This is a genomic window from Streptomyces sp. NPDC048411 (assembly GCF_040704695.1).
In the GTDB taxonomy this organism is placed as follows: Bacteria; Actinomycetota; Actinomycetes; order Streptomycetales; family Streptomycetaceae; genus Streptomyces.
This window is the reverse complement of sequence record NZ_JBEZKL010000184.1, coordinates 1-11,128: the sequence shown is the minus strand read 5'-3', so window position 1 is coordinate 11,128 and position 11,128 is coordinate 1. Positions and strand designations below refer to the sequence as shown.

Sequence of the window (11,128 nt, the reverse complement as noted above, 5' to 3'; positions counted from 1 at the left end):
GGGCCCGGCCGCGCGGGACGGCCAGCGCGGCCCATCCGGCGAGGACGAGAACCCCGAGTCCGGCCGCGGCGACCAGCACAGCGGTCCTGGTGGCGTCTTCCCCCTGCGTGTGGTCGGGCATCCGTACGACGCCGGCGTGCGCGTCGGCCCTGGCGCCGGCCCCCTTCGTGCCGTCCTCGGGCACCGAGGCGACCGCCGCGTAGGCGTCCAGCCGGGGTACGTAGTCGGGGTAGGCGGTGGAGATCAGGCGCCGGGCGACCTCCGCGGCCGACAGGTCGGGGAAGGCCGACCGTACGAGGGCGGCGGCTCCCGCAGCGTACCCGGCGGCCAGCGAGGCCCCGTTGCCGACGAAGTGCCCGCTGCCCCGCGGCCCGATGCCGACGACGCCGTCGCCGGGGGCCGCCAGGTCGACGTCGACGGGGAGCAGCGCGCCGTCCTGGCGGACGCCCTTGACGTCCACGTCCAGGACGCTCAGCACGCCGGGGGAGGCCGCGGGCCAGTAGTTCCGGGGTGCCGGTGTGCCGGCCCCGGTGCCGCTCGGCAGGTCCGGTACGGCGGCGGCCACGATCAGGCTGTCGTGCTTCGCGGCGTAGGACACCGCGTCGTCGAGCGCGGCCGACCTGGTCTCGAACGCCGCCGACACCTCGACGACCTGGGCGCCGGCGTCCACGGCGTCGCGGATGCCCGCCGCGACACCGGCCGCCAAGGGTGTCCCGTGCTCGGTGGTGGCGCGGACCGCGACGATGCTCGCCCGGGGGGCCACGCCGTGGAAGGCGACGCCCTTGGCGGGTGCGGCGGCGATCAGTCCGGCCACGAAGGTCCCGTGGCCGACGCAGTCGTCTCCGCCGCCGCCGAGGGCCTCGACCCGTCCCGCGAGGGTGAGCGCCTCGGTGGAGACGCCCGTGTCGACGACGCCGACCTTGACCCCCGCGCCCTGGGAGATCCGTGCGGCGCGGAGCAGTTCCAGGCTCTGGTGCTCCCAGGGCGTGGCCGTGGCCTTTGCCGTGGACCGCTTGGTGCAGTCGGCGTCGTCGGCCAGCACGGAGGTCATGACGGGCAGTTTGACGGTCGGTGTGCCCTCCGCGGCAGCGGCGGCGGGCCCCACGGCCAGCACGGCCATCGCCGTCAGGGCCGGTGGCAGCAGGACCGCCGCACCCAGACGTACGGCCGGCCGCAGCAGTCCCGCCGCACCCGTGCGCACGGCGGGCCGCAGTCCCGCACGCGGGCGCAGGGTTCGCTCTCCCGGTCTGCGGATCATGCGGACAGTCCCTCCCGCCGTGGGGCGTCCTGGGGCAGCAGCAGCCGCAGGTCCTCCAGGCCCGGCGCGGCCATGCGGCTGATCCGGCCGGCCTGACGCGTCATCATGCCCTCCAGTACCTGGCGTGCCAGGCGCCCGTTGCCGAAGGACCGGTCGCGCGGCAGCGTCTCGAAGTGCTCCCGGAGCACCTGCCCGGTGCCGGGTCCGCACTCGTAGCCCGATGTCGCGGCATGGGCCCGCACGATCGTGACCAGTTCGTCGGAGGAGTAGTCGGCGAACTCGACGCGGCGGGAGAATCGCGAGGACAGGCCCGGGTTGGACGCCAGGAACCCCTCGATCTCCTCGGTGTACCCGGCGGCGATCACGACCACCTCGTCACGGTGGTCCTCCATCAGCTTCAGCAGCGTGTCGACCGCCTCGCGGCCGAAGTCGGAGGCCGAGGCGCCCGCCGGGGTGAGGGTGTACGCCTCGTCGACGAACAGCACACCGCCGATGGCCCGCTCGAACACCTCGCGGGTCAGCTGCGCGGTGTGGCCGATGTACCGGCCCACCAGATCGGCGCGGGAGACCTCGACGAGCTGGCCGCGGGGCAGCACGCCCAGCGAGGCGAGCAGTTCGCCGTACAGGCGGGCCACGGTCGTCTTGCCGGTGCCGGGCGGGCCGGTGAAGACGAGGTGGTGGCTGATGCGCGGCGCGGGCAGGCCCGCGGCCTCGCGCTGACGCGCGGTGGACAGCAGGTTGACCAGGTCGGTGACGTCCCGTTTCACGGCCGCCAGACCCACCAGATCCCCCAGTCGTGCCAGCGGGTTGGTCTCGTCCGGGGTGTCCTCGCCCGAGACGGCGGCGGCCGCCTCGGCGTCCACGTCCTCGGGCAGCAGCAGTTGCAGGTCGCTCTCGGAGATCTCGGCGAGACCGGCCAGCCGGGTCGCCTGCCGGTCCACCATCTCCTCGAACACCCGGCGTGCCTCACGGCCGTTGCCGAACGTGGCGTCCTTGGGCATGCGGTCGAAGCGCACGGCCAGTGCCTGGTGGGTGGACTCGTCCATCCGGTACTGATGGCCGAGGCACATCTTCTCGACGATGGAGACCAGTTCGGGCACGGTGTAGTTCTCGAACTCGATGGTCCGGGAGAAGCGGGAGGCGAGGCCCGGGTTGGACGCCAGGAAGTCGTCCATCTGGGAGGAGTAGCCCGCAGCGACGACCACCACGTCGTCGCGGTGGTCCTCCATCAGCTTCAGCAGTGTGTCGACCGCCTCGCGGCCGAAGTTGGCGCCGGAGCCCTTGCCGTCGGACAGCAGCGTGTACGCCTCGTCGATGAACAGGACGCCGCCGAGGGCCTCGTTGAAGGCCTCGGTGGTCTTGATGGCGGTACCGCCGACGATCTGGGCGACCAGGTCGGCCCGGGAGACCTCGACCAGGTGTCCCGACCGGAGGGTGCCGAGCCCGGCGAGGATGTTGCCGTAGAGCCGGGCCACGGTGGTCTTGCCGGTGCCCGGGGGGCCGGCGAAGACCAGGTGCCGGCTCATCGGCGGCGCCGACATGCCGAGTCTGGCGCGGCGCTGGGCGAGCTGGGTGAGGTTGACCAGCGTACGGACCTGCTGCTTGACGTTGTTCAGGCCGATCAGGGCGTCGAGCGCGGCCAGCGAGCCGTCGTCGCCCGAGCCGTCGCCGTGCTCCTGGGTGCCGGGGGAGGCGGCCGGGTCGGTGCCCTCGGCGTCGCCGACGCCCCACGCGTCCCGCTTGCCGTTGCCCGCGCTGGTCAGGCCCTCCACGGCCACCCGGTCGCCCGCCTTGGCCTGGATCAGGCCGCCGCCCGCGTTGTCGCGGACGGTGCAGTTGACCACGGAGACCGGGGAGTCGGACTCGATGCGCACGCCGTCCTTGCCGCTGCCGCTGATCTCGCAGGAGTTCAGGGCCGCCCGCCCGCCGTCGGCGATCAGCACGCCCTGCTCGGTGCTCTCGTGGGCCGTCACCCTGGTCGCGGTCAGGTCGCCGTCGTTCTCGACCAGGACGCCGCTGAGCGCCGCCTTGGTGATCGCGCAGTCCCGCACCGTCATGGTGCCGCCGGCGCCGACGGAGAGCCCGGCGCCCTCCGGGGAGTCCACCGTTCCCCCGCCGACGTAGACGTTGCCGTCGTCCGCCACGCGGACACCCGCGCCCCCGGGCCGCTCGATCAGGCAGTCCTCCAGGCGGCCCCGGCCGTCCTTGACCACCTCCACGCCGTGTCCCGCCGGGGAGATGATCCTGGCCCGGCGGACCAGCGGATTGGCGCCGGTGCGCACACAGACGCCTACGCCCTTGGCGTCCACGACCTCCAGCCGGTCCAGTTCGGCCGCGGACTCCTCCTCCAGCAGCAGCGCCGTGCCGGCGCAGTCCCGGACCGTGAGGCCGACGAAGACCGGCGAGGACGATCCCGTCACCCGCACCGCCGGCGCCTCGCAGGAGTCCGCCCAGCAGTCCTCGAACGTGCCGCGGGAGCGGTCCGTGACGAGTACCGCGTGCTCCTTGGTACGGGCCACCCTGCAGCGGCGCAGCAGCGGATCGCTGCCCTTGCCCACGGCGATGCCGACACCGGAGGTGTTCGTCACCCGCACGTCCTCGAAGACGGTGCGCGACTCGCTCGTGATGTGCAGGCCCGTGGACGTGTCGTGCAGCACCGTGCGCAGCACACTGGTGGTGCTGCGGCCCTCCAGCGCCACCGCCGGCTGGTCCGTGGAGGAGATGTCGCACTCCTCGACCGATCCCTGGGCGTCGCCGTTGGCCAGGACGCCGTTGCCGCGGGCGTCGCGGATCGTGCAGCCCCGCACGGTGACCCGCCCCTGTTCACCGATCACGACGCCCGTCGTACCGAGGTGTTCGAGGGTGGAGGACTCCACGGAGCTGTCCGCGGGCGAGGTGACGACGACGCCGGCGCCCGTGCCGTTGGTCACCCGGCAGTCGCGCAGGGCCAGCGATCCGCTGTTGCGGGCGAGCAGCGCGGTCCACGAGGAGGCCGCGATCTCGCAGCCGTCCATCGCCACCTGTCCACGGGGGGCGTCGACGACCGGAAGTTCCTCGTCGCGGCCGCGCAGCACCAGGTCGGTGAGCATGACGGCGTCCGCCTTCAGCGTCAGGGCGGTGCCCCGGCGCGGGGCTATCTCCACGGTGCCACGTGCCTGGGCGGCTACGATGGTGACCGGCGTGGTGATCGTCAGGTTCTCCGGGTAGGTGCCGGGGAGGACGCTGAGGACCGCGCCACTGCGCGCTCTGGCGAGCGCCTCCCCAATGGTTGACAAGCCGTCGGCGCTGTCCGGGCCGACGGTGAGTACCTGGCGAGACACGCGTGGTTCCTCCTCAGACGGACACCCCGGAAAGCCGCGAACCGGGAGTGCCTTGCACGGGCAGCGACCATGTTGCCGGGCGCCAAGGTCGCTGGGTTGGCGGACCGGGTGGACACGTCGGCAACCGTGCGGCGGATACCTGTCTTGCCATCGGCCCTGCCGACACCCCACTCGATTGCCTCGGTGGCCCTCGGCCGACCCGGGACCAGAGTAGTTGAGGTTCAGCGGCATGGGGGAACCATGTGCCGACCGGGACACATATGTCACAGGTGATGACGTGCCTCGGTATACGTCAGCCCCGGGGTGCGCCATCCCCGGGATGCGTTTGCGCTGGGATGAATCGGTCCAGGGAGGCGTTCCGGTGTGCGCCACAATGTGTTTCCCCCTTTCTCTCTCCTCTCCCTTCCTGCCCGCCCTCACAGATCGGCCCGATATACTCACCTGCCAACGGCCCGTCAGGGTGTCCTCGCCGCCGCGGACCGATCCCTCCGGCTGCTTCTGCCGCACCGTTCGATGCGCCGGTTCGAGTCGTCGATCGCGGGCCGGTATGAGTCACATGTCATACGTCGTGGCGGTCGTGGCGGCGAACCGAGACGGCGGTGGATCCGCTGTATGTGTGGAGGACCGGACCGCCCGGGTGACCCGTCGAAGTCCGTCCACGACACGGCTCCGTGCCCGCGCCTCGCTCGAAAGGAACACATGAAGCCTCCACACACACCCCGGTCGGCGCGCGATCTCCCCAAGAGAGTCCCGGGCAGCACCCGTTCCATCGGGCGCGGTGCCGGGCCCGCTCAGGACGGTGTCCCGGACGGCGGCGACCTCATACCCGACCCGGCCGGCAAAGGCGCCCGTCTGCCCCGGCTCACGCAGTTCTCCTCGCTCGGATCGCGGAGCAACGCCGGCCGCGGCCCCACGGCACCGACCGCGGTGGCCGGCGCTCCAGCGGACGGCTCGGCCGGAGAGCGTTTCGACGAGAACTTCGCACGTCACCGCGGAGCGCGCAAAACCCCTGCTCCGGACATCGTCGTACCGCCCACTCCGGCCGGCCGCCGTCCCAAGGACAAGACCCGGCGCGAGGGTTCGCGCGGTGCCCTGGTCGTCGTGGGCGTCGTGGGACTGCTGGCGGCGGGCAGTGTCCTGCTGACCCTCGGCCTGATCAACGGCGACCAGGGCGCGGAGCGTGACGGGGCGTCGGTGACCGTCGCCCCCGACGGTCACAGCAGTGACGTCCTCGACGGACTGACCGCGCCTTCGGCGAGCGCGGCCGGCAAGCAGGCCGAAGGTTCACAGAAGCCCGCGCCGTCGGCGTCGCCCACCAGCAGCGCGTCGGGCACGGTCTCCGCGTCCCCAGGCGCGCACGTCAGCGCCTCGGCGAAGGCGACGGCCAAGGCCGGAACGACCGCACAGGCCGCGGTGCCGGGGATGGGCGTCTTCAGCCACGCGTCCCACCGCTGCATCGACGTCGTCGGCGGCAAAGGCGTGCCGGACACGGGGCTGATGATCTCGGACTGCTCGCAATCCGCCTCGCAGCACTGGACGTTCACGGGCGGAACCATGCGCTCGCTCGGCATGTGCGTGCAGCTCGCGGGCGGCTCGACCGCTGATGGGACGGACCTCGTCCTGGCGACGTGCGACGGCGGTGCGGCGCAGCGGTTCGTGCTCAACTTCCGCCATGACCTGGTCAGCGGTCTCGCCAACAAGTGCGCGGACGTGCGCGACCAACAGACCGCGAACGGCACCCGGCTCCAGCTGTGGTCCTGCGCCGGTAGCCCCAATCAGAAGTGGTCCACGGACTGAGTGCCTGTTGACTGCCGGCAGGGCATCCCTTCTGCATCAGCACACTCTGATTGCCGGAAGAGGACTGCTGGGGACGACGTGGTTGTCGAGGAAGTTCCGGCAGACGCTCCCCGCCCCGACCGGTGACACACCGGGCGACCCACCGGAGGTGCGGTCAGCCGCCGACGCTGCGCGCACCCGGGGTTGTCGAGGTGTTGTCGAGGGACAGCGGACGGCCGGGGCGAGAGCTGAGTCTCGCCCCGGCCTATGACCTTTCGGCCGGTTCACCGTTGCAGTGGCACCCGTCAGCGCAGCTTGTACGCCGTGGGGAGCGTCTGCTTGACAGTGTTGCCCTGGCTGTCGGTCGCGCTGATCCGCAGCCCGACGCCCTCGGCCGCCTGCTTCCGGCTCGGGTTCTTGATCTTCGCGGTGAAGGTGTCCGTCCCGGCTTCCTCGGTGGACACCGGACGCCAGGTCTTGCCCCCGTCGTAGCTGGCCTCGACGTGCAGGGAGGTCACCTTGGGCGAGGCGGTGAGGCCCTCCTGGTGATAGCCGACGATCGTGATCTGATGGGTGGCCCCGGCCTTGGCGGTGTTGTCCAGGGCCAGACCGAGGTCGTACCGCAGGAAGGTCAGCGGCTCCGGACGGCAGGCCGCCCGGTTGTCACCGACCACCTTGCCCACACAGGGGTGGAGCTGCGGAGCATCATCCTTGGCCGGCTTCTCGGAGCTGTACGTCCATTCCGTCCTGACCCCGTTGGTCCTGGCCTCGAACGTGTACCGGGCCGATTCCGCCGGCAGGTCGTAGCCGGCGAGCTTGCCGGTGATGGTGAGAAGCCCCCAGTAGTCGAACTGCAGTGGCGTCAGACGCCGTTGGACTTCGCCACCGGACTGGTTGCGCAACGTGAAGTCGCAGGTGTAGTCGAGGGTCGGCTCGGTGGGCGGGGCCGTTGGACCACAGGCGTAGGCGCCGAAGAGGAGTTCCGCGAGTCGGTCGTTGTCGACGATTCCGACCATTGCCTGGCGGGCACCGCCGCTGCTGGTCAGCTGGAAGGTCGGGTAGAAGGTGTCGCCCTGCCGGCAGCCCGAGCACGGCGTTGACGTGTCGAACAACATTCCGGACTTGCTCCGCACCTGCGGCGCGGCGCCCGGTACGAGCGGTCCCTGGTTCCAGTGGACTTCGTCCTGCCCGGTGAGAACCATCTCCCGGCTCTCACTGCGGTCCCGGACCAGGACAGGGTCGTCTCCATGGTCGGCCCAGGCGGTGAGGAACTGGCTGATGGCGTTGTTCTGCCGTTTGATGAACGTGGTCATGGTCTGCTGTGTGGCCGCACGGGGCAGGTACATGCTGACCCCGCCCGGCAGGGAATCCGACAGCTGCGTCCAGGCCATGTTGGTGACCACTCCGGGCCGGTCGGCGTGGAAGTGGTGGTCGACCCTGTCGAGTTGCTCCCTACCGACCCGGCGCTCGGGGTTCGAGGCGATCTGACCGTCCGAGTGGTAATGGGTGGCATAAGCCCTCGGTGTGGCTGCGCCTCCGAGAGTGATCTCGACATCGGCGTCGGCCTTGATCCGCGTGATCAGGCGGTCCGCCTCGGCTTTGGGCACCCTCACGATCGGCAGTGCGGCGTACGGCTGGACCTCGGGGCAGCTCTTCGGCCCGTCGGTGCAGACGGTGCTTTGTGCGGAGCCGCCCAGTGAGGTGAGACCCGGTGCCGCGACCAGTACACCGGCGGCGGCAGCGGCGGCCACCCGCTCGTCCCTGAGCTTCGGGAAGTCACAGGTGTCCTGGCAGATGTCGGTCGGCGTCAGCAGCACCAGCTTGCCCCGGGCGTCTGTGCCGGCGAGCTCGGAGGCGGTCCCGGTGCCCGCGTAGACCACCGGTACATCTCCCTTGATCGGCAGTCGCGCGATCGGGACCGAGACATTGCGACGGACCGACTTCCCGTCCTTGAGCCATGTCTGCGAGCCGACGAGCGAGACGTCCGGGGTCCGGTAGCGGGCGGCCAGGCTGAAGGGAGCACCGCCGCCGGTGGCCTTCATGGTGACGACGGGAGTCGTCTGCACGGTGGAGATCTCCTCGGTGAGGGTTCCCGTGCGCACCTTCTCGGTCGGCAGCGTCCACCAGTTGGTCGTGCCGTCGTACCCGGTCACCATGGAGGCCGAGATCACCCATGCACGGTCCGCCGAGTACCGGGTCGTGAGGTCGACCATCTGGTAGACCTCGGTGGTCTCCGGGAACTGCACGCTCACCCGCTTGAGGTCGCGCAGGTCCAGCGTGACCGTGGTCGCCTCGGTGAGACTCACCTCCGGCGCCATCGGTGTGGCTTGCTGCCACTCCCCCGACGCGTCCCGCCACTTGACGGGGAATGTGGCCGCGTAGGTTCCGGTGAAGAGCGACGCGGTGACCTTCTCCCCGCCGGCGACGAGCGCCGGACCCCTGCCGAGGCCGGGGATCTCGTCGTCGTCCACCGGTATGAAAGTGGCGTAGCCGTACCGGATGTCGGTGGCACCCGGCGGGGGTACGACCTTCACGGTCAGGGGAAGCTTCGGGGGCTCGAGGTAGGTGGTGACCGGTGTGGCCGCCCACAGGGCTCCCGAGGAGTCCCTGGCACTCAGCGTGCCCGTGTAGTTGCCGAAGGCCCCGTCGATGTCGGCCCCCCGGCCGTCGAGTGTCACCGACACCTCGGTCGATCCGCCCGCAGGCACGACCACCTCATCCGTGCTGAGGCCGACCAGGCCGACCGGGGCGGGCTTCCCGGCGGAGGAGAGCGACGCCGTGAGGTGCAGCGTGGTCGCCTCGTCGGTGTGGTTGATGTAGGTGACCTTCTTCGTCAGCGGTGTGTGCGGGTACGCCAGGCGGCCGAAGCCCAGGCTTCCCGCCGTGGTGATCCGCGGATCGATCGCGGCGGCGACGTTCACCCGCCCGACACCCTGCGCGGTCGCGGCGTAGCCCAGGTCGGTGGCCGTGCTCATCAGCAACGACTTGATCTGCTGGCCGGTCAGGTCCGGATGCTGCTCAGCGACGATGGCCGCGGCACCGGTCACATGCGGTGTGGCCATCGAGGTCCCGTTGGACGAGATGTAGTACTCGTTCACCGGCGTGCCCAATGTTGTACCGGCGGCACGTGCCGCGACGATGTCGACCCCCGGAGCCGCGATGTCCGGCTTGGCGGCGCCGTCCCCGACCCGCGGTCCGCGGCTGGAGAAACTAGCCATCTTGTCCTGCTTGTCCACCGCCGCCACGGTCAGTGCCTCGTCGGCGGAGCCCGGGTTGTTGACCGTTCCGCTCGTCGGACCGCTGTTGCCCGCCGCCACCACGAACAGGGTTCCGGTGCTGCGGCTGAGCTCGTTGAGCGACTGGCTCAGCGGGTCGGTCCCGTCGGTGGGGACATCGCCGAGGCTCATGTTGACGACCTCGGCCCCGGAGTGGGCGGCCCACTCCATGCCCGCGATGACCGCGTCCTCAGGGCAGTGCCCGGTGTCGTCGCAGACCTTGCCGACCCGCAGCTTGGCGCCGGGGGCGACACCCTTGTACCGCCCGTCGGACGCGGCGCCGGTGCCCAGGATCGTGGACGCCACATGGGTGCCGTGCCCGTGCCCGTCCCGGGCGCCGTTGGGGTTGCCGGTGAAGTCGACCTGGTCGATGATGCTTCCGGCCACGTCCGGGTGGTTGGGGTCGATGCCGGTGTCCAGCACCGCCACGGACACGCCCGTGCCGTCGTACCCGCGGTCCCAGGCGACAGGCGCGCCGATCTGCGGCACGGAGGTGTCGAGGGTGACCTTGGCCATCCCGTTGAGCCACACCTTCTTGACCCCGGACAGCGACCCGGCGGACCGGGCGACGCTCGAGCGGGTATCCGTCTTGCCCTTTACCTGCTGCCACCACCGGCCGCCGCCGTCAATCTTCATCGAGCGGCCGTTGACGCTCGGCAGCGCCTTGCCGCCGGTCACGCCGGCCGGCTTCGGAGCCTTGGCCGCGGCGCTCTTGTCGGTGTAGGTGACGAGCACCGGCACCTCGCCGGTCTTGCCGACCGCGCCGGTCTTGCCGGCCGCGGTGAGTTCCACCAGTTCGGTCAGGTCGAAGAGCCCCCAGTCGAGCAGTCCCTCGTCGAGCAGTCCGAGTGCGTCGTTCGGCACGAAGTGCACGGTGCCCAGGTGGGTGATGGTCTGGAAAACGACCGGGATGCTCTCTGGCCGCGCCGCGCTCTCGACGTTGCGGACGACCGGTTGGCCGTCGGCGTCGACGCCGACGGCCACCTTGTCACCGGTGATCAGCGTGACCGGTACGGTCCCGCCGGCCGCGGAGACGATCTTGCGCAGGTCGTCATCGGCGGTCGGTGACACCTTCTTCTGCCCTGCGTCCGGGTGCGACGCCTGCCGGGCCGAATCGGTGGCGCCCGCCGTGTCGGTGGCGCCCGCCGTGGGCGACATGATCGCCCCGAAGATGGCCAGACCAACGGTCACCGCGCCCAAGCGCGTTCTGAGACGCTGCGTTGTCGGACTTCGCTTCATCTATCGATCTCCTGTTGGATTCACGAGGAACATCTGGGGAGGGCGGACCGCGTGAGAGCACAAGGTCGTCGCCCGGGCAAGCACGGTCCGGCCACGCGCCTAGGGCCTGTTCTGAGTTCCCCGCCTGCGCCCCGACGCCCGGCACGCACGCTCGCCGCACGGTGTCGCAGGACAGGTGGCTCCGCCACATGACCTGCGACACCGCACGCCGATCGCACGCACCGACCACCGCTGCGCCCGCGCTTCGCGCGGACAACGGG

General features: G+C 71.0%; 4 protein-coding genes. 1 reads left to right on the top strand and 3 read right to left on the bottom strand.

Annotation, left to right across the window (positions count from 1 at the left end; all coding sequences use genetic code 11):
- Both AB0915_RS35710 and AB0915_RS35705 read right to left on the bottom strand, forming a co-directional pair.
- The coding region (locus AB0915_RS35710) for a S8 family serine peptidase (protein ID WP_366695035.1) at positions 1-1,258 on the bottom strand (1,258 nt) is incomplete at its 3' end.
- Positions 1,255-4,578 (bottom strand): right-handed parallel beta-helix repeat-containing protein, encoded by a 3,324-nt coding sequence (locus AB0915_RS35705; RefSeq protein WP_366695034.1) that lies wholly within the window; start codon positions 4,576-4,578, stop codon positions 1,255-1,257. The genes AB0915_RS35710 and AB0915_RS35705, both read right to left, overlap by 4 nt.
- Before the next feature lie 699 nt (positions 4,579-5,277).
- Between AB0915_RS35705 and AB0915_RS35700 the strand changes: the two genes are divergently transcribed.
- Positions 5,278-6,375, top strand: coding sequence for an RICIN domain-containing protein (locus AB0915_RS35700; protein WP_366695032.1), 1,098 nt, complete (start codon positions 5,278-5,280; stop codon positions 6,373-6,375).
- 284 nt (positions 6,376-6,659) lie between these two features.
- On the opposite strand, the gene AB0915_RS35695 is transcribed toward AB0915_RS35700, so the two are convergent.
- Entirely contained in the window at positions 6,660-10,820 is a 4,161-nt protein-coding gene (locus tag AB0915_RS35695; RefSeq protein WP_366695031.1) for a S8 family serine peptidase, read from the bottom strand.
- Positions 10,821-11,128 lie beyond the last annotated feature (308 nt).